Below are 23760 nucleotides of genomic sequence, written 5' to 3' on the forward strand. Positions count from 1 at the left end.
CGAGCCTTCCCACCGCAGCCATGGCTGCCCCCGTGGCCAAACCCAGCCAAACCGTCATCCGCCCACGCTGATCACCAGGGAACAGAGTGCCGGCCGTCGCACACCAGTGCACTCCAGCCCGACGGCCGCAGCATCGTTCTGTGGCCCTGTACCCGCGTGCGAGGGCTGCCACCGTGCGCAAGTCCACGTCTCCCTCGGCATGCTGAAGACACCAGCATGCGGGTAGAGGCAGTCCTGTTGCTCCATGCCATCTGCTTCGTGGTCAGCTTCAGCGATTCAGCGCGCAGGACGTCAGGGGGTATCGCGCCGATGGCTTCGCCTATGCCGGGTGCGCCGGGGCGGCGGTGGCCAGCACGGCATGTGCGGCCAGCACCGCAGCAAGGATGTTCTCGTGCACGACCACGTCGTCGGGTGTGCCGTCGGACTGGGGCAGCCCCGCAGCCTCTGCGGCTATGTAGAGCTCGATGACCGGTGCGTCCAGGAACCTGCCGCTGCCCGAACGTGCGGTTCGGCGGGCCCCTCGCCTGGCGACCGCGCCCGTTCCGGTTCATTGAGGACTGTGGCGTTGCTGTGGGGGGCAGCTATCCCTTAAATCATGCAACGCACTGCACAGTGCGCTAGCTTGGGCGTTGAACGAAAGCCGCCGACTAAATAGTTTGCGGCTCGTGATGCGAGCGCCGACCCCAGCCTTCCGAGCAAAGAGGTCGACGCCCGCCGTGCCTCGGCCGCTAGAAGTGGTTCCAGATGCCGATCGCGACTTGGATCAGCAGGAGCCAGAACTTCGAGCGGTCGGGGCCTCCTTCATTCCCCTTGCGGGGCTTCGCGTGTCGACTCATCGAGCCTCCAATCGCCAAACACCGCGCACACAACACCCCGGGTGGGTGGTGTGGACGGTGTCGGGTGATCGAGGGCCCGCAATCTGCACGCGGGATCGACCTTACGCAGAACATGCCTACCCTCACCGGCGGTTCGGTGAATTGGTGCGGTGCATCTTGCACGTGGGTGGCTGACCTGCTGCTACGCCCACGGCGTCATGGGGAGACAGGGGATATGGACCACCGATGTGGGCGTGCTGATGCTGGCCCTCACCGGGGGAATCATTGCGATTGCGGCTGACGCCGACCAGCCAGAACCATCGGCGCGGGAGAAGGCGTTGGCAGGATCGCCCGCATGCCGACGCTGGCCGCCGTGCGGGCAGCGACACAGTCCGCCGGACCACCGCCGATGACGATCTGGTCCGTTTCGTGGGTGGCGGGCGAGCCGGTGCGGGGCGGTGTGTCGGCCATAGGTGTCCCGTCTCACTCAATAGAGTCACTTGCTCAACGAACCGAGTCGTTCGACCTTCTGTCTCAGCGAACCTGGTCGCGCGGCTGAGTGCGCTGGGGGCCGTACCGGCTGGGGTCTCAGTCGCTATGGGCGACCGACGCAGGGTCGGCGTCGAGCGCATCGAGAACTGCGTCGCCGTTCGCCCTGGCCCACTCGGTCAGCATGTGGATCGGCTCGATCAGCGTGGCCCCGAGCGAGGTGAGCTCGTACTCGACGCGGGGCGGCGCCTCGGCGTAGGCGTGGCGACGGATGAGTCCGTGCGCCTTGAGCCGTCGGAGCGTCTGGGTGAGCATCTTGCGGGAGATGCCGCCGATCAGCTCGATCAGCTCGCCGTGGCGCACCGGGCCCTTGCTGAGGCCGTAGAGCACGACCACCGTCCACTTGTCGGCGATCACCTCGACCGCCAGCCGCGCCGGACAGTCGGCGAGAAAGGGATCGCCGGGACGGAAACCGCTCATGTGCCAAAGGTACCTGCGCCGAAGGTACCTGCTGGTTCCTATCGGATTCATAGCCTGGGTTCTCTCCCCCTCCAGAGCCAGGAGAATCATGCGAGTCATCACCCAGCAGACGTTCGGCGGTCCCGAGGTGCTCACCATCGTGGACGCGCCCGAGCCCCACCCCCTCCCCACCGAGGTTCTCGTCCGCGTCAAGGCGATCGGGCTGAACCCGCTGGAGGCGCTCCTGCGCGCCGGCGAGTTCCCCCCGCTGCTCGGCCAGCCGCCATTCATCCTCGGCTGGGACATCAGCGGCGTGGTTGAGGAGGGACCGCTGACGTATAGGTTCAGGCCCGGCGACGAGGTGTTCGGGATGCCACTGTTCCCACGGGCGGGGAGCGCTTACGCCGAGGTCGTGTCTGCGCCGGCGTTGCACCTGGCACGCAAGCCTGCGTCGCTCTCGCACGTCGAGGCGGCGGCCCTGCCGGTCGTCGGGCTGACGGCGTGGCAGGGGCTCGTCGACCTCGCCGGCGTGACCGAGGGCGACCGCGTCCTGGTCCACGGCGGTGGTGGCGGGGTCGGCCACGTCGCGATCCAGATCGCGAAAGCGCTCGGTGCGCACGTGATCGCGACCGCCAGCGGGGGCAAGCGGAAGTTCGTCGAGGAGTTCGGCGCGGACGAGGTGATCGACTACACGGCGGTCGACTTCACCGAGGCGGTCCGCGACATCGACGTCGTGCTCGACACGATCGGCGGCGACACCGTCGAGCGGTCGCTCGAAGTACTCCGCCCAGGCGGTCACCTGGTGACGGCGGTCGCCGAGGGGGATTCGGCCCTCGCCGCCAAGTACGCGGCGGCCGGCATGCGCTTCAGCGGCATCGCGGTCGACCCCGATCCGGTCGCCCTGCGAGGGCTCGTCGAACTCGTCGAACAGGGCAGGCTCCGGATCCACGTGCAGGAGACGTTCCCGTTCGAGCACGTCGCCGTCGCGCACCGGCTGCTCGACGGCGGTCACCTCCAGGGCAAGCTCGTCCTCACCGTCTGATCCCGTCGTGGGGCCTCGCGTGAGTGAGGCCCCACCGAGATGTCCTCTCAGTCCCCACGGGTCGGCTCCGGCCTTTCGTCTCGGCGAACCGGGTCGATCTGTCTCATCCAGCTCAGTCCACGCAGGTCACCGTCATGCGGACGACTGGCTTCGTTGAGACAGGACATGAAGGAGATCGGGGACCCGCGGCGGGCCGAGACGTGGCTGGACGAGCAATGGCCATCAGCGCAAGAACATGGGCCTCGGGCACCGTGTCTACAAGCAGGGGGACTCACGCGCCCCGATCGTGCAGGACGCCCTCGACCGCCTGGTGGCTCGCGCGGCATCGCCGGAAGCGGCCCAGCTGGCTGCCCTGCACGCGGCGCCTCGCCGCGCCATCGCCGCCCGTAAGGGCATCCACCCGAACCTGGATCACCCCGCCGGTCTCGCGTACCACCTCCTGGACTTCGACACTCCTGCCTTCACGCCGATCTTCGTGATGAGCCGGATCACCGGCTGGACGGCCCACATCACGGAGCAGTTCGCTCACAACGCCCTGATCAGGCCGCTCGCTTCCTGCGGCGGGCCGGTTCAGCGTCCCGTTCCGACGGAGTCGTAGTCCGGTGCCCGTCGCGCGGTGACGCCGGACGAACGCGTCGCCCGGCCCGGGCCGGGCCAGTGCGTCCGCCGTTCTGTCGTTCCGCCGGGACGGACACGACTTGCGGCTTCGGGACGGCTTGCTGCCGTCCTCGCCCTCGCGACGAGCGGATCAGGTGGTCCGCAGCAGTTCGCGCAGTTCGGTGGTGCTGATGACATGGGCGCGGGAAGGGAACACCTTTCCGAGCAGGACCCGGTGGGTCTCGGGGTCGGGGTCGGCGGTTCCGTCGGACAGGACGTAGACGCGGTAGTCGCGGTCGGCGGTGTCGACGAGGGTGGACAGGACGACGCCGCTGGTGCTGATCCCGGCGAGCACCAGGGTGTCGATGCCGCGGACGCGCAGCTGTTCGTGGAGATCGGTGGTGGAGAGCGAGCCGTAGCGGATCTTGCGGACGACGATGTCCCCGTCCCGGGGCGTGAGGCGCTCGTCGATCCGGGAGGCGGGGTTCTCGTCGTGCAGCATCTTCGCCGCGGCGACCGCGCCGAACGACTTGTTGGTACCGGGGACCGCGGCCCAGTCGTCCTCGGTGAAGGCGACGCGGACATGGCCGATGGTGCCGCCCGCGGCACGTACGTCGGCAACGGCGCTCCCGACCCGCTCGACGAGCGCGTCGCTGTCGGGGGCGAGGGGGACGATTCCGTTCTGGAAGTCCATGGCCAGCAGGGCGGTCCGCTCAGGGGCGATCAGGGGGAGGTCGGGGGTGCTCACGCGGGGTTCTCCTCGGCACGGTTCTCACGGGGGACTTCACGGGGAACTGCGCCGAGGTCAGCGGAGTCGCTGGTGTCGGGTGTACCGGTCCTGCGGTCCGTGCCGCGGCCCATCAGCCGGCGGTCGAGGACGGTCAGCAGTAGGACCGCCAGGCCCGCCGCGACCAGCACGAGGCCGAGGGTGTGCAGACCGTGGTCGCTCGCGCCGTCGCGGAAGACGATGCCGCCGATCACGGCGGAGGTGATGGTGCCGAGGTATCCGAAGGTCCGGAAGAGACCCGAGGCGGTACCGATCCCCTCGGGCGGGGCCGCGAGGTAGAGGGCGGTCTGGTTGCCGACCGTGGTGGTGGCGGACGTGACGCCGAAGACCAGGGAGACCAGCACGATCGCGATCGCCGGGCTGTGCGAGGTGAGCAGCATGATGCCGGCCGAGCCGAGCAGCATGGTCACCGCCGAGGCGATCAGCGGTCCGCGCACCAGGTTCCTGGTGGCGAGCGGACGCGAGAGCAGCGCGGAGACGGCCCCCATGGGCAGCAGCAGGAGTCCCGCCCCCACCGTGGAGAAGCCGTGAGCGGCCTCCATCCACTGGGTCATGCCGTACATCACCGAGTAGACACCGAGCAGGGTGAGCGCCTGGCGCAGGTAGGTGCGGGCGAGGGCGCCATTGGCGGCGAGGCCGCGGAAGTCGAAGAACGGCGCGCTCCTGCGCAGCTCCCACGCGGCCGTCGGCCCGGCGGTCAGGACGAAGACGGCGAGTGCGGTCCACTCGATGCGGGGGAGGCTCATCAGGAAGACGACCAGGGCGGTCATCGATCCGGCGAAGCCGACGATGCCGATCAGGTCGATCCGCTCGGCGACCGCGCGGAAGCCGCCGTGCTCCCGGTCGTGCGCGGGGTCCGCGGGCAGTTGACGCAGAGCCATCGCCATGGCGATCACGGTGACCGGGATGTTGATCAGGAAGGCCCAGCGCCAGCCCGCGGCTCCCACCAGGAGGCCGCCGATCGGCGGGCCCACGGCGGCGGTGGCCATGCCGGCTATCGCGAGGCCGCCGAGCACCCCGCCGGGCGGCGCGTCCATGCCCGACTCCTCGGCGCGGCGTCGGATCAGCACCATCGCGCAGGGGAACGCGGCCGAGGTGCCGACACCGATCAGGACCCGGGCGACGGTCAGCGCCGCCAGGTCGCGGCCGAGGCCGCCGGCCAGCCCACCGAGCAGGACCAGCACGATGCCGGAGAGGAAGACCCGGCGCGGTCCGAGTACCTCCGCGAGCTTGCCCGCCGTGGGCTGCGCGACCGCGCTGGCCAGATAGAGCGAGGAGACCAGGACTGCGGTGCTGCCCACCGGAACGCGCAGCTCGGCGGCTATGGGCACCAGGGCCGTCGCGATGATCGAGCTGTTGATCGGGTTGAGGGCGGCGCCCACGTAGAGCGGGGTGGTGAACGTCCAGGCGAAGGGCCCGCGCGCGGTGCCGTCCGCGGTGGAGTGGGCCTGTGCGCGGTCGGATCTCATAGGGCGCCGTCACTCGGATCGGCCTCGGCGAGACGCTCCAGCAGCTCGATGGCTTTCTCCATGTCCTTCCGCTCGTCCGGGGCGACGACCTGGTCGATGGCCCGTGCGAGGAAGGTGGCGCGACCGGCGAGCAGCTTGTCCACCAGCTCCGTCGCGGACGGGTCGGGGGTCATCAGCTTCTTGCGGCCGTCCCGCGGGTCGGGCTCGCTGTGGATCAGCCCGGCGGCCTTGAGCACCGCCAGGCTCTGGGCGATGGACTGCGCGCTGACATGCTCCAGCGCGGCGAGCCGGGCCGCGGTCACGGGGCCCTCCCGCACGACGCCCGCCAGCACACCCAGCTGGGTGGCGGTCAGACCCGTCGCGTGCTGTCCCGATTCCGCGCGCAGCCGGGCGCGCAGCCGTTTGATCGCGTCGCTGAGACGCTGCGCGGTCGCGGCGGACTGCTGAGGGCCGTGGTTCTCGTTCATGGTCCGAGCGTAGGACTACACAAGCAACTTTGCCAAGTTACTTGCGTAATTTTCTGCTCGGTGGTTCACGCCGCCAGGTGGGCGGCGAAGAAGTCGTCCAGCTTCTCGACGGCGGGCGTGACCTGCTCTCCCTTGTCGTAGAGGTCGTTGTGCACCGCGTCCTCGATCCGGACTGTCCCTTCGGCCCTCGCGCCTTCTGGAACGCCGCCACGCTCGTCCAGGCACACCCACTGGTTCACCGCTCGGATCCCGAAGAGGGCTTCCTCCCGCGGAGGCCTTCCCGCCGCCTCGGGAGGGAGAGCTGCTCGCGCACCCACGCCGGATCGGGGTTGGTGTGCGGCCGGCCCGCCACGACGACGGTCGGCACGGTCTCGTTGCCGTCGTTGACCGCCCGCACCGCCGCGGCCCCGGCCGGGTCGCGCCAGATGTCGACCCAGAGCGCCCGGCGGGCGCCACGGCCCAGCCGGAGGCGCAGGCGCAGGCAGTACGCGCAGCCGGGCCGCCAGAAGACGACCGGTCGGCCGTCCTCCGCGCTGCGGCGCTGCGCCTCCAGCGCGCCGATCGACCTCGGGAAGATCAGAGGCGAGTTCACGGCTGCGAGCAGAACGAAGGCGACCAGAACCGCGGAGGCTGTGCCGGGGTTCCCGCTGACGGTCGACCCCGTCGCCAGAGCTGAGCCACAGAGCACCAGCAGTATCGGCAGGATCCAGGCGCGCATCATGAGGATGAAGGCTATCGGTGGTCGAGACCGTCCGCGGAGATCCGGCCCGGTCGGCCCGATGCCGCATGGGGGTGCTGTGCAGTGGCGTACCCCTCGCCGGCTCAACCCGTGCCGTCACCCGGCCTCTTGGGCCCGGTCGTACGCGTGGAACCCACGGCCGGTCTTGCGGCCGAGGAGCCCCGCCTCCACCATCCGCCGGAGCAGCGGGGGTGGGGCGTAGAGGGGTTCCCGGAACTCGTCGTACAGCGAATCGGCGATCGCGGCGACCGTATCGAGGCCGACCAGGTCCGCGAGCCTGAGCGGGCCCAGGGGGTGGGCGCAGCCCCGTTCCATACCGCGGCCGACATCCGAGGCGGAGGCGAAGCCGATTCCGGCATGCGGATCGCCGACCACAGGTACGGGATCAGAAGGGCGTTGACCACGAAGCCCGCTCCGTCCTCGGAGCGGACGACCGTCCTGCCCAGCGTGTTCGTCGCGAAGTCCGTCACCTCGGCCACGGTGGCCGTCGTGGTGTGGAGGGTCGTGACCACCTCGACGAGGGGGAGGACGGGCACGGGGTTGAAGAAGTGCGGTCCGACGACCCGGTCGGCGCGGCCGGTGGCCATGCCGAGGCGCATGACGGGAAGGGAGGAGGTGTTGGTGGCCAGGATCGCCGCCGGATCGGCGACGATCCTGTCGAGTGCGGTGAACACCTCGGTCTTGGCCCGGACGTCCTCGATCACCATGTGCCGGTCCGCGAGATCGGTGAGTTCCACGGTGGTCGAGATCCGGCCGGGCGCCGCCTCGGCCGAGAGCCGGTCGAGCCTGCCGCGCTGCACGGCCCTTTCGAGCGAGGCGCCGATCCGCTCGCGGGCGGCACGCGCCGCCGGGCTGGTCGCCTCGCGGACCACGGTGTCGTCCGGCCCGCGCGCACGCCTCGGCGATGCCCGCACCCATCCGACCGCCACCGGCGACGCCCACGCGCCGGATGTGCGCGCTCGTGCCCGCGGCCCCGCAGTCCGTACGAGATGAGCGGAGTATGCCAAGGGTGTGAAGAAGAGCGGGAGTTCACTTGCGAGAGCGGTCTTCTCGAACAGGTCCCGTATCTCGCGCAGTGCCGCCCAGGGGGGACTCGGCGCCGAGCGCGGCGAGCTCCTCGTCCAGGACGCGCCCCACGGTCTCCCGGTCGATCACCCGGTGCCGCAGCCACTGCCAGATCTACACACGGGCGATCTCGGCGGTGGCGGCGTCCTCCATGAGCCCGTGCAGGGCCACGGCACCCCGCCCGCGCGGCCAGGCGTCGAAGTAGCGCAGGGCGACGGCGATGTTGGTGCGCACGCCCTCCTCGGGGGGCGGGCCTCCGACCTTCCGCACGGCCAACAGGTCGCCGGCCCCACTTCCACGTCGTCCCGAGTCCGGTCCCTCTGGTCGGGGCGGTCGCCCAGTACCCCGTCGAACACCTCCCGGCACACCGGGACGAGCCCCGGGTGGGCGACCCAGGAGCCGTCGAATCCGTCCCCGGCCTCCCGTTCCTTGTCCAGGCGTACCTTGGCGAGTGCCACCTCGTCGGCCGCCGGGTCCTTGCCGGGCGCCTGCGCGGCCATGCCGCCGATCGCATGAGCGCCCCGCTTGTGGCAGGTGCGGACCAGCAGCTCGGTGGAAGACCGGGACTACCTGCCGATCGGCACATTCACACCTCGCACGACCTCCCGTTCGGCATCTGTCTGCAGTCACCCCCACCCCAGGCCAGCCGACCGCCCACCGTCAGCTTCGACGGTTCCCCCGAGCACGCACTGGACTGCATGTGCGGTCTGCACCTCCTCCCCACCGCCCAGTCGACCTGACCGCATGTCAACCCCCGAAGGACTTCCAAAGCCGACCACTTGACGCTGGCTGAAGCCGGGGCAGCGGGTGTCGATCCGGCAGATCTGTACCTCGCAGCAGTCAGCTGGTGGTCGGCAGCTGTCGCTCCTGCAGTATCGCTCTCGGCCTGGCCGGGCCTCACAACAGTCTGGACCGCACTCGTTCATCGCAACACTCCCGAGTGTGACCCGCTCCTTCCCCTCCTGCGACGTCTCCTCGACGGCATCAGCTCGGGGAAGGCGCACAGTTGGGCGCGGTAGCGAGCGGCGAGGACGAGCGCCTCGTCCACGCGGCGCAGATCGGCGCGGACCGCCTCGGGGGTGCCGAGGGGGCCTTGCCCCTGCTGGAGCGCGAGGCGCAGCCCGCGTCCCGGGCCGGGCGGGGTCTCGGCGGCGAGGGCGGTGAGCACGCGGAGGGGAACGGTGTGCGGGGTCGGGGTCATGGCGGTCTTCGCTCTTCCGGTCACGCGAGGGGAGCGGATCCCGTGCGGGCCCGGTCGCCCCCGTGCACCAGCGTGACGAGGGCACGGCGTCCGCTTCCCGGAGGGCTCGCCTCACGCCGTGCCCAGGGGACGTCCGGCGCGGAACGATGTCGTGGTGAACGTCAGGCGGCTGACAGGGGTGTGCGCGGTGGGTGGGGGGAAACGGGAGGGGTACGGTCCCTTTCGCGTGTTTCGAATGCGATCCACACACGCGAGGGGGCTCCGTGGGTGCAACCGGCGGGACGCCTGCGTCGTCTGTTACTGCGGGCGGCGAGCCGTTCGCCGCCCGGCGGAGCGGGTCGGCGCGGGCGGGGGAAGTGTGTGTCCGGGGCCGCGCGCGGGGTGGCGGAGACGGGAGAGACATCCCGTCCGGTGAGGTCGGAGGCGGTTACCCATGCAGTTCCTTGCGCGGCCCGTGGTGCGGCGGGGGACCGCGTCGCGTCCACGTCCGGAGCGCGCGGCTCCCCCCGGGGTGGCGGGGGGTACGCGCGGAGGGGGCCGGGCGACCGGCCCTCCGCCGCCCGCCCCGCACCCCCCTCCGGGCGTCCCTTCCCCCTCCCCGTCCCTCCCGCGCCGCCACGCCTCCCGACGGCGACCCTGAGCAGTCCGACAGGTAGACCATGCACATTCCCCCCCTCACCCAGGCGCAGGGCGCCGCTTCCCCCGCGAGGGTGGCGACGGCCCGGCGGCGTCGGCTCTTCACCGGCCGGGTCGCCGAACTGCGGTTACTGCGGGAGTCGCTGCTCGGTGAGCAGCCCGGCTGTCAGGTGCTGTGGCTGCACGGCATGGCGGGCGTCGGCAAGAGCACGCTCCTGCGCCGCTTCGTGGCCGAGGCGAAGGAGGAGGGCAGGACAGTCCGCGTGATCGACATGCGCAGCACCGCGCCGACACCGGAAGGTTTCCTCGGCGCGCTGGAGGCGCAGGGGGCACCGGCGGGGACGGAACTGCTCGTCATCGACTCCGGGGAGTTGCTGGGCCCGCTGGAGGCGTGGCTGCGGGACGTGTTCCTGCCCGGCCTGCCCGCCGACCGGCCGGTCCTCGTGGGCGCGCGGTGGCCCCCCTCGGCCGAGTGGCGCACCGATCCGCAGTGGTGGGACCTGCTGCACACGGCCGTGCTCGGCGCGATGAGTGACGCCGAGTCGGCCCGGCTGCTGCGCGACCGGGACGTCCCCGAGACGGCCGTACCGGCCCTGACACGGGCCGCACACGGGCTGCCGCTGGCCCTGGCGCTCTTCGCGGAGGCACGCCAGCGCTCGGAGACCGGGGGGGCCGGCCCTGGCGCCGCGCTGGAGGACGCGCCGGAACTCGTGGGCGAACTGCTTCGGCTGCTGCTGCGCGAGAACCCCTCCCCCACCAGGCGCGACGCCCTCGCGGTGCTCGCGCTGGCCCGGGTCACGACGGAGGAGCTGGTACGGCACACGCTGGGCGTGCCGGTGGCGGAGGCGCACGCGCTGGGCGACTGGCTGCGCGGGCTGTCGTTCGTGCGCAGCACCGCCGAGGGCCTGGTGCCGCACCCGCTCGTACGGAAGGCGCTCGTGGTGGACCTGCGCTGGCGCGGCCTGGAGAAGTACGAGCGCCTGCACCGCAGGGTGCACGCCCACCTGACGGAGCGACTGGCCCAGCGCACCGGGGGGCGCTGGGCGCTCGGGGCGGGGCTCGCGCACCTGGGGCGGGTCAACCGTGCGGTGCGGGAGGCGGTGGACTGGGAGGGGACGGACCGTCTGCACGTGCGCACGGCCCGCCCGGAGGACCTGGACGCGGTGCTGGCCGCGCTCGCGAAGGAGCACGGGCAGGTCGCCGCCGCGACGGCCCGTGCGTGGTGGGAGCGGCAGCCGTCCGCCTTCTCCCTCGCGGAGGACGGCGGCGGGCTCGTGGCCGTGCTCGTCGCCCCCTGGATGGAGGCGGGCATGACGGGCCTGCCCGATGACCCGGTGGCGCGGGCCGCGCTGGCCCGTACCCGCGAGCGGGCCCCGCTGCGGCGCGGCGAGCGCCTGCTCCTCGCGCGGTGGAGCACGGGGCCCCCGGCGGCGGCGGCGTTCGCGCTGACGACGCTGTGGGCGACGGTGCCGAGGCTCGCGGTGAGCTGGACCTGCACGGTCCAGGACCGGCCCGGTCTCGCCGCGCTGCTCGGCCTCTACGGGCAGTTGCGCGAGGCCCCCGTACCGGGAGCGGAGGGCGAGGCGGTGCTCCCGTACGTACAGGACTGGCGGGGCACAGGTTTCGACACGTGGGCGGCGGCGCTGTGCGAGCGGCTGCTGACGGACGATCCCTCGGCGCTGCCCGCCCCGGCGAGCGGCCCGCCGGGGGCGGAGCTGCCGTGGCCCGCGTTCGCGGAGGCCGTCAAGCACGCCTACCGCGACGCGCAGGACCTCCGGCAGCTCGCCGAGAACCCGCTCCTCGGCACCCGGCTGGTGGCGCCGGGCGGGGACGCGGCGGCGCTGCACGACGTGCTCGCGCAGACGGTGGAGCAGTTGCGCGCGCACGCGGGGCAGCGGCAGCTCGGCGAGGTCCTGGAGATCACGTATCTGAGCGGGCCGCGCAGCCAGCAGGCGGCGGCGAGCCGGGCGCGACTGTCCTTCAGCACCTACCGGCGGCGGCTCTCGGCGGCGCTGACGAAGGCGGCCGAACTGCTGCGGGACCGGGAGCTGTACGGGACGGCGGCGCGGTGAACGCGGGGTGGCCGTACCGGGCACCGCCCGGCCGCGCAGGGGGCGCGGTCCGTGAAAGACTCGCGCCGTGCGGATTCGCGCGAAAGGACGCGTGCCCCGCCCCCGGGGTGGGCGTGCCGCGCGGGCCCTGTCCAGTTCGTGCCCATCCCGTGCCCACCGCGTCCGGCGTGCCGCCCGGGGCTGCGGGCGCGCTGGTTGACTGGCGCACGGACCGGACGGGGGCGGGGCGGCAGTGGCGGAAGCGGGAGCGACCGGCTGCCAACAGTTGGACCATCGTTGACTTGGGGACGGGCGTTGAGTGACACCGAGCAGGACGACGCGAAACGACGACAGCGGGCCCGGTTCGTCGAGGCGCTGACGAAGACCGCCCAGCAACCGGGCGAACGCTCCCGCGTGGGCACCAGGATCGCCGGGGCCACGGCCCTGCTCGCGCTCGCCGCGGGCGCCACCCTGGGCCTCGGCGCGTGGCGCAGCTACCAGTCCGACGAGGACAGCAAGCAGCAGCACCTGGCCGCCCAGCAGCGGCGGATCAGCCCCTCGGCCTCCTCCTCGCCGACCGGCGGCCGGGAGACCGGGAAGAAGGCGCCGGCGAAGCACCCCGTCGTCGGAGGAGCGGGGGCGGGCGCCGCCCTCCCGCCCGTGGACACCGTCACCTCCCCCTCCCCGGAGGCGGAGAAGAAGAAGAAGAAGAAGGAGGAAGCGCCGAAGGAGAAGAAGCAGAGCACGCTCGCGGACGCGAGCCGTTCCCGCGTGCTGCTGAAGAACGCGCACAGCGGCATGTGCGCCGACGTCTCCGGCTATGGCAAGGGCGCCGTGAACCAGCCGATCATGCAGTACTACTGCGACGGCACCGACAAGGACAACCAGCTCTGGAGCATGTCGGTGCGCGGCGCGGGTCAGGGGCCCGGCGGCACCGACCTCGTGCTGTTCGCCAACGTCAAGGACGGCCTGTGCCTGGACGTCCCGATGTTCGGGGCGCAGCCGCCCGCGACGAAGCTCATCGAGGCGCAATGCGACGGCTCGACGCGGGACAACCAGCTGTGGTGGCTGGACCCGGTGGGGGACGGCACGGTGCGCGTGCGCAACTACGCGAGCAACCACCTGTGCATGGAGGTCAAGGACGACTCCATGGCCCGCGCCACGCAGCTCCAGCTCGACGACTGCGGTACGGACGCCGACAGCCGCTGGACCGTGGTCGGCTGACCCGGCAGCACCGGTCCGGGGCAACGACCCGGGCAGTCTCGAAGGCCCCGGCGGGGATCTCCCGCCGGGGCCTTCGCGTACGACGCACCGGGTGCCGACCGCGCGGCGCACCGGGTGCCGACCGCGCGGCGCACCGGCCCCGAGGGTGACCCCCGGGGCCGCCCCCGGGGATCACCGCCCGCGCGGTCCCGGGGTGAGCGTGTCGAGCGGGAAGCCGGAGCCTCCGGTCCGCTCGGCGCAGCGGTCGGCGCTGAGCCGCCCGGCCGGGCCCGGCATGTTCGCCCAGGCGTCGCGTGCCTGCTGGGCGTGGGCCTGCTGGTCCCCGCGCAGGGCCTCCAAGCGCTCCTCCACCCGCGCGCGTTCGCCGTCCAGGGTCTCGTACCGCGCGACGGCGTCCCGGTGCCTGCCCCGGGCCCTGTCGCGTTCCTGCCGGTTGTCGTCCATGACGCGCTCGGCGTTCGCGATGGCGCGGTCCAGGCCGCCGACCTCAGTGGTGAGCCGGTCCACCTCGCGCCGCGCGGTCCGCTCCCCCTCCTCCCTGGCGCCGAGCGCGCGCACCGCGTCGCGCTGCCTGCCCTCGGCGCGTGGGAGGGCGTGCGCGGCCGACTCCGGGGCGGGCGTGCCGTCGGGTGCGGGGGCGACGGCCCGCGCCGCCGCGCGCACGTCCTCGTCGGCGGCCGCGAGATCGCGCTCCGCGGCGGTCACCTCGGCCTGCCGCTCCGTGAGGTCGCGCCCGGCCTGCCCCAGTTCCTCCCGTCGCGTGTTCCGCTCGGTGACGAGGGCGGTGTGCGTGTCGTGGGCGGCCGTGTACAGTGCCTCCGCCTCCTCCATCCGGGACTGCCGCTGCCGACGGTTCCCGTCCGCCTCCGCGACCTGCCGGCGCAGGTCCGGCAGGCGTGCGTCCAGCGGCTGCTGGGCCGCCACGGCCGCGGCCTCCCGGTCCACCGCCCGGGTGTACGCGTCGACGGCCCGGCGCAGTTGCTCCCAGCCGCCACTCGTGGCCGGGGTGACGTCCGCGAGGGAGCCGTCGGCTTCGATGGGCCAGAACCTCAGCCCCGTGGTGCCGCGTACGGCCAGTTCCACACGGCGGTGGGAGATCGCGGCGACGCGGGTCCCCACGTAGAGCGCGTGCGCGAGCGCGGAGGCGTCCGGGTCGGCGCCGAGGTCGAGCCAGAACTGCACGGCCTCCTGCTCGGGGTCGATCCCGGAGGCGAGCAGGGCGGGCAGCTCGGTGACCGGCTCGGTGCGCCAGGCGCCGGGGTCCGCCGGGGTGCGGGCGGGCGCGGGGGCCGTTCCCTCGTCCGGCGCGGCGCGCCGCGCCCGGTCCTCGTCGGCCCGGCGTTCGCGGACCACCGAGGGCAGGTCGTACGCCCAGGGCACGGACGGCGTGGTGACGACGCCGTAGCCGAGCAGGTCGCGCTCCCCGGCCCGCACGGTGGCACTGCCGGTCACCCACCGGACCCCCTCGGGCCCGGTCACGGTGACGACGACGTCGGCGTGCGCCAGGTACGTGTACGTGTCGCCCGCCGAGGTCGTGCCGTTCTTGACCCGGTTCTGGCTCCCGGTGGTCACCGAGCTGTCGCTGCCCCCGGTGGCGGGCTGCGCGGAGAGCAACGGCTGACCGGTACCGGCCACATGGTCGTTGCGCGGCGTGGCGCTCAGTGCGAAGCGCTGCCCCAGCTCCAGGCCCCGGCTGTTGGTGGCGGTGCTCACGGCGACGCGCGTACGGGTCCTGGCGCCGTCCGCCGCGATGTCCGCCGCCCCCGGTGCGAAGGGGCGCGGGTCGTGCACGGTCACCTGGAGGGTGACGGGCGATTCGGTGCCGCTGATCACGGGCCAGCCGCCGGGCATCCGGGGGTGGAGACCGGCCGCCGTGGCCGGTCCGGTCAGCGCCGCCGGGCGCCCGGACTGGGCGAGTTCGGTCAGGCGCGCGTTGCCCGCGTCGGGGTGGGCGTCGGCCGTCAGGCCCCAGTGGCCCTCGATGCCCGGTGAGACCGCCCGGATCGCCTCGGCCAGCTCCGGGAAGGCGTTGAAGTGGCTCAGCGGTGTGGTGCTCGTGGGCACGAACCGGGGGTGCGCGCTCAGGGTGCGCGCCCCGGCCGGGGTGGTCTCCTCCTCGGCGGGGGTCAGCAGCGGGTCGCTCTCCGTGACCCGCGCGGGCAGCGGGGTCCACTGGCGGACGCCGTCCGCCGTGTGCCCCGTGTCGGTCCGGGCGACGCTGTCGGAGCCCGCGAAGCGCAGCGCCACGTCGGCCGGGACGACCACCTCCTGCGCGGGTGCCCCGTGGAAGAAGCCGCTCAGGAACGCCGGGAGCCAGTAGCGCTCTCCCCGGTCCGCCGTCGACGCGAGCCCCCGGCCCAGGAGGCCGCCGACCAGGTCGAAGAGCGATTCGGGGATGAGGCTGGTGCGCGCCGAGACGGTGAAGCGGTAGCCGACGCGGTCGAAGTCCGCGACGTTGTCGGAGCGCTGCCAGAAGCGGTCGTCGGCGGTGCGCTCGGAGCGCCGAGTGAGGGCGCGCCCCTGGACGGCCGAGGGCAGCAGGGACCAGCGGTCCGTGTAGCGGGACGTGCCCGGACGCGGGTCGCGCAGCCCGAGGTCGAGGAGCCCCGTGACGGTACGGGAGACGGTGTCGCTCTCCATCCTGTTGTCCGGGGCGTGCGTGTTCTGCTGCTCCACGCCCGTCTTCTCCCCGGCGGGGCGGCCCTGGATCTCGCGCAGGCCCGGAGTTTGCGCCTCGGGCTCGGCGCGCAGCGTCACCTCGACGAGGTGGGCGTCGGCGCGGGCCCCGTACCGGAACCACAGGCTGACCGAACCGCGTGTCGGCAGCGTCCGCAGACGCGTCGGCGAGGTTTGGTCGGCGACGAGGGCTGCGACGCCGGGGAGGTGGGCGATGTTCCCGGGCCGGGTGACGCCGGATGCCACGCGCTCCACGAGCCGGGTGACCTCGTGCCACATGCGGTTGCGGCGCGGGCGGCGGGTGACCGGGTCGTCGAGCTGGGTGACCGAGAGGACGGCGCCGAATCCCGGCTCGCGCGTGCGGACGAAGTCGTCCGGGAGCGACACCGTGTACTGCGGTGCCGTCGGCACGACGAGCCCTTCGATCCCGCTGAACCACCGCGCCTCGCGGATGAGCTGCCCCGGGTAGAGCCGGAACTGGACGGCGCGCGGCACGTCGATGGCGAGCGTGATGTCGTTCCCGCTGCCGAGTCCCACCGCGTTGCCGACGACGTTGGCCGTGCCGTGCCGGATGGTGAGCAGCAGGGTGAGGTCGGCCGTGATGGGGTGCTGGGCCGCGCCCTCGGTGCCGCCGCGCACGGTTGCGCTGCTGGAGGACGTGTCCTCGACGTGCTCGCCGCGGTGCGTACGGGAGCCCGTACCGCCGATGTTGCCCCGGACGATGCGGGCGACTGTATCCTCGGGCGTGGGGCGGGGCGCGCCCCGCAGGCCGGTCACCCCGAAGGCGCGGGTGGTGGAGCTGCTCGTCGTACGTCGCTCGGCGGCGATGTCCGTGGCGTTCACGTCGTTCTGGCCGTGGGTGGCGAACTCCTCGTCGAGCGTGGGGTGGTGGAGGTATCCCTCCACGTCCACGGCGAGGTGCTGGTCGGCGCCGAGTCCCGGCAGGACGATCCCCTCGACGGTGTAGACGCCGTTGAGGATCTGGTGCGCGCGGCCGAGGAGGCTGGAGACCCGTGTCTGCTGGTAGGCCGCCTCGTTCGCGAAGGTGCCCCTGTCCCGCGGGTCCTGGCCCACCAGACGCTCGCTCACCGGGCGCACGCCCGGCAGGGCGGCGGCCTGCCGGGCCCAATCGGACAGCTGGCCGAAGGTGCCGCGTTCCGGCCGGCCGGGGTAGTCGCCGGAGGCGAAGAGGCGCAGAGCGGCCTGGATCGCCTCCGTGGCCCGGAAGAGGTCCACGTTGGATTCGTCGAGGAGCTTGGTGACGCCGGGCAGCGGGTTCCCCTCCTCGTCCACGAGCCCGAGAAGCGTGCGGTCGTTGTCCGCTCCGGTCCCGGTGCGCGGTGCGCGGATCGTGTAGCCCGGGACCTCGGGGACCTCGGCGGGCGCCGCGTCCGCCGGGCGGGGCAGGGTGCGGTGGTGCGCGACGGCGAGCCGGACGACGACGGGCGCCGTGGCAGGCTGCGCCTCCCCCTGCGGAGGCACGATCCCGCCCTCGGGATCGGCGTCCTCCGTACGGGGCTCGGCGTCGGTACGGGGCTCCGCGTCCGTACCGGGCTCGGTGTCCGTACGCGGTGCGGTCTCCGTTTCCGGGGCGAGGTCCCTGAGCGGGACGGTCTCGGTGCCGGGCGGGACGTCCCTGAGGCCCGGGACCTCGGTGCCGGTGTCCGTACCGGCGGTGGTCACCGGCCGGGGGGCGGCGTCCGTCGCGGGGCGCGGTGGCGCCGGGGGCTCGGCGAAGCGGGCCACCGGCACCTGTGAGGTGCCCTGGTAGAGGTCGAGCGCGAGCCGGGCGGGTACGGCGAAGATCTCCGTCCCCCCGCTCTTGCTCGTGTTGGCCTGCTCGCTCGCGACGGCGGAGCCCGCGGTGGCGGAGCGCGCCCACGTACGGGCGTGGGTGCCGTCGACGAGGTAGTCCACCGACCAGTTTCCGGCGGGCTGGCGCGGGCCTCCGCCGATGCTGAGGTCGAGACCGAGCGCGGTGGACCGTTCGCGGGTGCCGCGCGCCTCGTGGGAGCCGGTGGCGACGGTCTCGACGTCCGGCAGCCGCAGCTCGTGCGTCGCGGCGGGCGGTCCGGTCTCCCCGGTGCGCGGGATGCGGTCCCGGGTGATGGTCATGCGCAGTTCGACACGCGTGCTGCCGCCCGTCAGGCCGGGCAGGTCCAACCAGACGGGCCTGCCGCCCTCGACGCCGTCCGGGAGCGCGGTCGCCCGGCCGATGCCGGAGCGCAGCTGCTCGAACCGCTGGAGGTTCACCAACTGGGCACGGGCGCGCCGCCGCTGGATACGGCCCTCCCAGGGCTGGTGCTCCAGCGGCGGCAGGTAGTGGAGGGCGCGCAGCCGCGCCTCGGCCCGGTCGAAGACCTCGTCGGCCCCTTCGAGCGAGAGGGGGACGGCGGTGTACCCGATGGCGGAGAGGCTGTCGAGGTGGGGCGGCAGCCCGCGCCGCTCCTCCTCCGTGGGCGCCGCCCCCGCGACGGTGTCGTGGGGCAGCAGCCGCAGTTGGACGCTCTCCTCGCCGCGCGCGATCCGGACCGGGCCCTGCGTCCCGCCGCCCGCCCGGACGAACGTCACCTCGTACGTGAGGTCCGCGGGCGTCAGCAGCTGACCGCTGGAGGTGGTGAGGCCGTGCATCATGCCCGACTTGGCACCGGTGTTGAGCGCGTCGCCCGACTGCCAGGAGGGCGCGCTCCTGAACTGGAACCTTCCACCCCAGTGGTCGGCGGCACCGGGGTGGCCCTGCTCCGTCCGGGAGGTGAACATCGGGGCGAAGGCGACGCCGATGCCCGCACCGCTGACGACACGGGCCGAGCGGTCGGTGCCGGAGCTGTGCGTGAAGCGGACCTCCAGCGCCTTGTCCCCGTCGGCCGTCCGGTGGTACGGCGTGCCGGGCGTGACGACGGCGCGGACGAGGACGAAGCCGATGACGGTGCCGTCGGCGTCAGTGAGGAGCGGGGACCTGACCCCCCGGTCGCGCTGGAGGTGCAGTGAGCCGCGTGTCAGCTGCTCGTCCAGGAAGTCCTCCAGAGCCGCCCGGGACTCCGCACCGAGGTCGCGCTGCGCGGGAAGGTCCTCATGGTCGAGCACCTGTCGTGTCAGGAGGCCCGCGTCGAGGATGTCCTCGACCCCCCACAGGGGGAAGGTGTCGAGCCCGGCGGCGCGCGGCAGTTCGGCGGCGTCCCCTTCCGCGCCGACCCGGTTCCCGGGGAACCAGACGTGCAGCGGGCCGTGGACCTGTTCGGTGTCCCAGCCGTCGGCGGCGGCCGGTTCGGCGTCCACGCGGACCTGCCAGGCCCCGTCGAACCGTACCGAACGGGCGTCGTCGCCCGCGCGCTGGAGGATCTTGACCGAAAGGCTCTCGCTGACGCCGATGTTGAGCGAGCGCTGCCGGAGCGTCAGGCTGGGGGCCACCGTGACGGAGACCCAGCGCAGCGGTCCCGAGGCGACCTCGGGGAGCGCGAGGTAGGGCAGGGACACGGTGCGCGCGGTACCGGAGTTCTGCGCCGACGTGAGGGCCTGGACGCCCTCGCTCTGCCGCTCAAGGCGCCGCGTACGGGGCAGGGACCGGCTGACACCGGTACGCGCGTCGGGGCCTGGCCCGGTCAGACGCAGGCGCACGTCCACCGTGCGTTCCACGTCACCGACGGGCACCGTGACGCGGTGGCCCCGGGGGCCGCGGACCGCCGGGAGGTTCCCGGCGGTCTCGGTGGAGTCGAGCACGCGGTCGAGATGGGCGCGCACCGCCTCCTCGTGCGGGTTTCCCGCCTCGACACCGAGCGCGGCCATGACCTGCTCGCGCAGGCCGTGCAGGACCTCGTCGGAGGGCACCTCGTAGGCCACGAAACCGACCGAGCCGTCGTGCCGCGCACCGTAGGTCTGGATGTACGGCGAGAAGGCGGGCACCGTCTCCGTCGCGACGGGCGGCGCGACCGTCGTGGTCTCGTCCTCGACGGGCGGTACGACAGTCGTGGTCTCGTCCTCGACCGGCGGCACCACCGTCCTGGTCTCGTCCTCGACCACCGTCTCCGTCGTGGTGCCGGTCTCCACGGGCGGGGCCGCTTCGGTACGGGGCTCGGGCGGCGTCGTGCGGGCGGGCGGCGGGGTGGGGACGGTCTCGGCCGGGCGCGGGCCCTCGCGGACCGGGCGGGTCTCGACGCCGAAGAAGACCTCGGGCGCCGTACGGCCGGGCGGGGGCGCCGCCGCCGTACGCACGGGGGGCGTGGCGGCGACTGTGCGCGCGGGCTCCCGGGCGGCGGCGTCGGCGGGCTCCGTCGCGAGCCAGGGCGAGGTGTGCGGCGGGGGGTTCTCCTGGTGGAGCAGCACCGCCGCGCGGCCCTCGCGCGGACCGGCGGTCCATGTCCTGCCGTCCGGCAGCAGCACGGTGAGGCGCAGGTCCAGTACGGAGGCGGCGACCGCGAGGGTCAGCCACTCGGACGCGCCGGGGCCCTGGCCGGTCCGCACGCCCTGGACGAGGGCGTCCGGCTCACCGGCCGGGAGGAGCGGGGTGCCGGGCCGGGGGCCCTCCGCGGGCAGCCCGAGCGTGCGTTCCGCCGGGGGCACGGCGAACTCGGTGGCGAGCGCGCTCGCGAACCCTTCGCGCAACTCACCGGATGTGGCGGGTCGTTCGCCCCGCGAGAGCCGGCCGGTCTCGACGGGGGCGACGGCGGTCAGCACGTCCGCGAGCGTGTCGCCGCCCGCCAGGATGTGCACCGGCGTCAGCCCGTGCTCCTCCAGGTAGGCGTCCGGGGAAACGGGGACGTCCGCCACGGAAGCGGGCACCTCCTCCACCGGAACGAGGACCGGAGCACGCACCTCCTCCACCGGAGCCGGAGCGCGGTGCTCGTCCAGGGGGGCGGGGCGGGGGTCTCCTGCTCCTGCTCCTGCTCCTGCTCCTGCTCCTGCTCCTGCTCCTGCTCCTGTCCGGGCAGTGTGCCCCGCCGCTCGTGGTCGTCGAACGCCCGCGCCATCTCCTCGTACCTGCTGACGAGCTCGGCGACGCGGGAGCGGCCGGGCGCCGCCTCCCGTCCCGGGGCCGGGGCCGTGGGGGTGGGCGTCGGCGGAGCGAGCAGGACGCGGGAGGAGGGGCCTGGGGCCGCGCGGCCCGGGGCCGGGGGCGCCTGGCGCACCGCGTCGCTCTCGCGGGGTGCGGGGAGCCGCAGCGTGCCGTTGCCCGCCGCGCTGAGCATTCCGTGCAGCGTCCCGGCGGTCAGCGGGCCCGCCGCGCGGCCCGACTGCTGGGCGTGGGCCTGCGTAAGGTCCTCCAGGACCCGCCACGTGAGCGGCTCGGCCCCCTCCGCGCCGCCCTGCCACAGGCGTTGCTGCTCCAGCGCGCCGAAGTCCGAGACGAGGGCGAGAAATTCTCCCTGGCGATCGGGGCGCGTGTCGATGTCGAAGCCGAAGGTCAGGCGCAGAGCGCGCACCCAGCGCAGGACCCGGGTCGTGCGCCGCGCCACGTCCCCGGGCAGCCCGGCGTGGTCGGCGAGCGCGATGAGACGGTCCACGAGGGGTTCCGGCAGGAACTGGTGCCAGTCGTACCGGGGCCGGTCGGGGTCGTCGGTCTTGATGAGCCCCGGAGGGTGCTGCTCGTCGCCCTCGTCGAGCGCGACCAGCGCGTCGGAGGCCACTACGTGGCGCCGGGTCTGGTTGGAGACCTCCTGCGCCGCCGCCGGACGGGCGAGCGGGTCCGAGCCGGGCCGCACCATGGCGATCTCGCACCACAGGAGCCACAGCGGCACGTCCGGGCGCAGCCGCTGCACGCTGGGGCGGCGGCGGAGCTCGCGGCCCAGTTCCGTGGGCGCGACCTGGTGGTTGCGCCCGGTGCTGTGCATCGGCAGGACGACCCGGCCGCCCTCACCGTGGCCGAGGGCGACGTACGCGTCCGCGAGTCCGCGCGGCAGCAGCATCAACGGGCCCCGCCGGGCGGTGGAGAGGCCGGGAATCGCCTCGCTCTCGTTGTAGTAGTGCGTCATCTCGGAGACCACCCGCAGCGCCTCCTCTCGGCGGGCGATGTCGGCCTCGTCGAGATAGGCGCGACCGGTGAGCTCCTGGCCGTCCGAGGTCACGATGGGGTACGAGCGCACGTCCGATTCGGGGTACGTGGAGCCGTCGCTCGCCGTCACCCGTCCCTCGGGCCCGGCCGGTACGAGGCCCGGGTCGCTCGGGAACCACGAGCCGACCGGTACGGGTTGCTCGTCCGGCTCGGGCGGCGGGAAGGCGAAGGCGCGGGCCCCGTCGGGCACCGGCTGGAGCCGGAAGGGGCGGGTGACGCCCCAGGCGCGGGTGGCCGTGCCGTCCGCGATCAGCCGGGACAGACTCTCCGACGTGCCGCCCTGACGGGGCCCGACACCCACGGCGACGGGTGCCTCGGGGGAACGGTCGGGGTCCTCGGCTACGAGCGCGGCGAACTCCTCCTCGTCGAGCGGGACCGTCCCGCCCCCGTTGACGGCCACCAGGACGCGGCCCGTCTCCTCCTCGCGCTCGGCGACGACGACGTGCGGGTGCTCCCCGGACCAAGGCGCCGGGGCGGAACGCAGGTCGCCGTCCGCGCCGGGGCTCAGGACCTGGCCGACGTCGAGCGTCAGCCCGGCGTGGCCGGTGAGGTTGCGGCCGAGGAAGTTGCCGGAGGCGTCGGTGAGGACCGAGGCGGGGCCCAGCGCGCCCATCCGCCGCACGCGGTAGGCGACGAGCCCGGGGAGCCCGCCCGCCCAACCGGCCCGGGCGGCGCTGGAGATCGTCTGGAACAGCTCCATGTGCCGCTGCGGGGTGATGTTCTCGGCCGGGTCCGTCCGCAGGACGTGACGGGTCACGGTGTCCAGGTCGAACGGGACGCCGCTGAAGCGCGGGGTGGCCCCGTACGCCCCGACGAGCGTGTGCAGGGCGCCGTACAGCCCGGAGAACTGCCCGGTCTGCTCGATGCCGGGACCGAAGGCACGTCGCAGCACACCCACGAGCCGGGGGTCGAAGGCGGGGCGCGTCGCGGTGCCCTCCCCGGCGGGCGGGGCTAGCCGCTGCCCGGGAGTGCCGGGCGCGGTCCGCCGCCCGGGGGTGTTCTGCCCGGCGCCTCCCGGCGCCCCGTCCCGGCGTACGTCCGCCGCGCCGTCCTCGCGCGACGCGGCGGCGGGCTGCCCGGCGAGGGGCGTGGAGGAGGTGTCCTCGGTGCCTTCCACGCGGCCCCAGAAGGCCCGGAAGTTGTTGAGCACGACGGGGTTGTCGAGCCCGTCGCGCGCGGCCGGGCGCCCCGGCCCGTAGACCCGCCGGAGCAGCGGCAGCAGCGCCGGGTCGTGCTGTTCCACCCAGTCCGCGCCGTTGTTGCGCCGGGAGCCGGACAGCTCGTCCACCCCGGCGTTCGCGGCGTGGTAGGCCGTCGTGAGCTGCGCGAAGTACTCGTGCGCGTCGGAGGAGGAGTAGTTGGGGAAGCGGCCGTCGGGCCAGTGCACGGTCTCGCCGGCCGCCTCGGCGGCCCGCTTCGCCTCGTAGACGTCCTTGATCCGCTGTTGGTCCGCCGGGTCGAGCACGGACTCGACGGCGTGCGCCCACTCGTGGCGGGCGCTGGAGTAGCCGTCCGCGTAGGTGCCCGCGCCGTGGACGGCGGCGGGCTCGCCGAGCAGGTTCTCCTCGGGCACGCCCGCGTAGCCCCTGGCGAAGCCGCCGCGCGCGGTGCCGAGGGAACGGCCGGGGGCGCCCTGAAGGCCGTGGAAGACCTCAAGGCCGGTGAACGGGACGTCACGGGGCACCACGAGGAGCTGCCGGCCCCCGGTGAGGAGCGCCTCGGCGACGTCGGGGTCGGCGGTCATCTCCCCGACGAGGCGCTCGGCCTCGGCCCGCGAGTCGGCGGGCTCGTGGACGCCCTCGGGCACGACGACGAGCCACTCGGCCGCCAGCTCCCGGAACTCCTCGCCGGTCAGCGCCTCGCGCATCTCCCGTACGAGACCGGGGTCGGCGACGAGCGCCGCGCGCTCGCCCGGCGAGAGCGCGGCGACCCGCGCGGAGCGTTCCGCGGCGGGGAGGCGGGGCAGCTCCGCCGCGAGCGTGGCGAGCTCGGGCGGC

The 23760-nt window shown here is 73.7% G+C and carries 12 protein-coding genes and 3 pseudogenes; 4 read left to right on the top strand and 11 right to left on the bottom strand.

Features of this window, described 5'->3' with window-relative positions:
• Window positions 1-1403 precede the first annotated feature (1403 nt).
• A complete protein-coding gene (locus GA0115234_RS28200; protein ID WP_093547326.1) occupies window positions 1404-1784 on the bottom strand; it encodes a winged helix-turn-helix transcriptional regulator in 381 nt (126 codons plus the stop codon).
• An 88-nt stretch (window positions 1785-1872) separates the two neighbouring features.
• Here GA0115234_RS28200 and GA0115234_RS28205 point away from each other — a divergent pair, with 88 nt between their 5' ends.
• Window positions 1873-2805 carry an NADP-dependent oxidoreductase gene (locus GA0115234_RS28205; RefSeq protein ID WP_093547328.1) on the top strand — a complete coding sequence of 311 codons (933 nt, stop codon included), beginning with the start codon at window positions 1873-1875 and terminating at the stop codon, window positions 2803-2805.
• A 165-nt stretch (window positions 2806-2970) separates the two neighbouring features.
• Window positions 2971-3403, top strand: a pseudogene (locus tag GA0115234_RS28210) (citrate/2-methylcitrate synthase); the annotation flags it as partial.
• A 150-nt stretch (window positions 3404-3553) separates the two neighbouring features.
• Here the strand turns inward: GA0115234_RS28210 and GA0115234_RS28215 are convergent.
• From GA0115234_RS28215 to GA0115234_RS28245, 8 genes and pseudogenes are all read right to left on the bottom strand, one after another.
• The gene (locus GA0115234_RS28215; protein WP_093547330.1) at window positions 3554-4150 is read right to left on the bottom strand and encodes a cysteine hydrolase family protein; all 597 of its coding nucleotides are present in this window, start codon (window positions 4148-4150) and stop codon (window positions 3554-3556) included.
• Window positions 4147-5658: an MFS transporter gene (locus GA0115234_RS28220; RefSeq protein ID WP_093547332.1), complete on the bottom strand. Its 1512-nt coding sequence runs from the start codon at window positions 5656-5658 to the stop codon at window positions 4147-4149. Before GA0115234_RS28220 ends, GA0115234_RS28215 begins: the two co-directional genes overlap by 4 nt.
• Entirely contained in the window at window positions 5655-6125 is a 471-nt protein-coding gene (locus tag GA0115234_RS28225; protein ID WP_093547334.1) for a MarR family winged helix-turn-helix transcriptional regulator, read from the bottom strand. The genes GA0115234_RS28220 and GA0115234_RS28225 overlap by 4 nt, the downstream gene beginning before the upstream one ends.
• Before the next feature lie 65 nt (window positions 6126-6190).
• Window positions 6191-6364 (bottom strand): hypothetical protein, encoded by a 174-nt coding sequence (locus tag GA0115234_RS42560; protein ID WP_161275686.1) that lies wholly within the window; start codon window positions 6362-6364, stop codon window positions 6191-6193.
• Complete coding sequence (locus GA0115234_RS28230; RefSeq protein WP_093547336.1) at window positions 6361-6846, bottom strand: glutaredoxin domain-containing protein; 486 nt, start codon at window positions 6844-6846, stop codon at window positions 6361-6363. Before GA0115234_RS28230 ends, GA0115234_RS42560 begins: the two co-directional genes overlap by 4 nt.
• A 114-nt stretch (window positions 6847-6960) precedes the next feature.
• A pseudogene (locus tag GA0115234_RS28235) lies at window positions 6961-7782 on the bottom strand (3-hydroxybutyryl-CoA dehydrogenase).
• A gap of 44 nt (window positions 7783-7826) precedes the next feature.
• Window positions 7827-8492, bottom strand: a pseudogene (locus GA0115234_RS28240) (malate synthase A); the annotation flags it as partial.
• A 359-nt stretch (window positions 8493-8851) separates the two neighbouring features.
• A complete protein-coding gene (locus tag GA0115234_RS28245) occupies window positions 8852-9154 on the bottom strand; it encodes a hypothetical protein (protein ID WP_141718492.1) in 303 nt (100 codons plus the stop codon).
• 635 nt (window positions 9155-9789) lie between these two features.
• Between GA0115234_RS28245 and GA0115234_RS28250 the strand changes: the two genes are divergently transcribed.
• On the top strand, window positions 9790-11838 hold the full coding sequence (locus GA0115234_RS28250; protein WP_093547340.1) for a hypothetical protein: 2049 nt from the start codon (window positions 9790-9792) through the stop codon (window positions 11836-11838).
• Between the two features lie 294 nt (window positions 11839-12132).
• Window positions 12133-13041 (top strand): RICIN domain-containing protein, encoded by a 909-nt coding sequence (locus GA0115234_RS28255; RefSeq protein ID WP_093547342.1) that lies wholly within the window; start codon window positions 12133-12135, stop codon window positions 13039-13041.
• Window positions 13042-13212: 171 nt separating this feature from the next.
• Here GA0115234_RS28255 and GA0115234_RS28260 read toward each other — a convergent pair whose 3' ends face one another.
• Both GA0115234_RS28260 and GA0115234_RS28265 read right to left on the bottom strand, forming a co-directional pair.
• Window positions 13213-20481 (bottom strand): hypothetical protein, encoded by a 7269-nt coding sequence (locus GA0115234_RS28260; RefSeq protein WP_141718493.1) that lies wholly within the window; start codon window positions 20479-20481, stop codon window positions 13213-13215.
• Window positions 20430-23760, bottom strand: a 3331-nt coding sequence (locus tag GA0115234_RS28265; protein WP_141718494.1) for a lonely Cys domain-containing protein, incomplete at its 5' end; no start/stop codon positions are given. The genes GA0115234_RS28260 and GA0115234_RS28265, both read right to left, overlap by 52 nt.

It is taken from the genome of Streptomyces sp. DvalAA-43, assembly GCF_900091725.1.
GTDB lineage: Bacteria > Actinomycetota > Actinomycetes > Streptomycetales > Streptomycetaceae > Streptomyces > Streptomyces pulveraceus.

What these genes read in the sequence shown, in the direction of transcription:
- GA0115234_RS28200 (WP_093547326.1), bottom strand. Translation starts at nt 1,784, where the DNA reads ATGAGCGGTTTCCGTCCCGGCGATCCCTTTCTCGCCGACTGTCCGGCG.
- GA0115234_RS28205 (WP_093547328.1), top strand. Translation starts at nt 1,873, where the DNA reads ATGCGAGTCATCACCCAGCAGACGTTCGGCGGTCCCGAGGTGCTCACC.
- GA0115234_RS28220 (WP_093547332.1), bottom strand. Translation starts at nt 5,658, where the DNA reads ATGAGATCCGACCGCGCACAGGCCCACTCCACCGCGGACGGCACCGCG.
- GA0115234_RS28225 (WP_093547334.1), bottom strand. Translation starts at nt 6,125, where the DNA reads ATGAACGAGAACCACGGCCCTCAGCAGTCCGCCGCGACCGCGCAGCGT.
- GA0115234_RS28230 (WP_093547336.1), bottom strand. Translation starts at nt 6,846, where the DNA reads ATGATGCGCGCCTGGATCCTGCCGATACTGCTGGTGCTCTGTGGCTCA.
- GA0115234_RS28250 (WP_093547340.1), top strand. Translation starts at nt 9,790, where the DNA reads ATGCACATTCCCCCCCTCACCCAGGCGCAGGGCGCCGCTTCCCCCGCG.